The organism is Bradyrhizobium sp. BRP19 (assembly GCF_020194195.1).
In the GTDB taxonomy this organism is placed as follows: domain Bacteria; phylum Pseudomonadota; class Alphaproteobacteria; order Rhizobiales; family Xanthobacteraceae; genus Bradyrhizobium; species Bradyrhizobium yuanmingense.
This window is the reverse complement of the sequence record NZ_JADYVZ010000142.1, coordinates 1-435: the sequence shown is the minus strand read 5'-3', so window position 1 is coordinate 435 and position 435 is coordinate 1. Positions and strand designations below refer to the sequence as shown.

Annotated in this window: 1 pseudogene; it reads left to right on the top strand. The window is 58.2% G+C overall.

Going from position 1 to position 435, the window contains the following annotated elements:
• Positions 1 to 2 precede the first annotated feature (2 nt).
• Positions 3 to 435, top strand: a pseudogene (locus I6F36_RS38895) (GGDEF domain-containing protein); the annotation flags it as partial.

Below are 435 nucleotides of genomic sequence, written 5' to 3'. Positions count from 1 at the left end.
TCATTCTGGTAGGTATTGTGATCATGTCTTGCCTGATGAGCGTGGCCATCCTTGGTTCGCTGCTTCGGACTGGGGTGATGGGTATAGGTCGCTGGTGCTTAGCTCACGCACTGTTGGCCGCTGCTTTGGTGTGGATGTTGGTCGCCGGTACTCAGCCAGGACAGTTCACGACCATTGGGGCTGCGTTGATTGCGGTGACGGCCATGCTGTTGCTCGTGCAGGGGATGCGGCAGTTCTTCGGCATGAGTTACGTACGGCACGACGAAACTGCGGCATTCGCCATCGCCTTCGCAGCGTTGGTGTACTTTACTTACGCGTCGCCGAACTTCGGTGCGAAGATCGCGCTCGTCTCCATTTTGCTCGCTTATTCACGAATCGCTGTGGGTACGTTGGCGCTGCGTCACGCGCCGCGTGACGGTGCGCGCTACCCATATC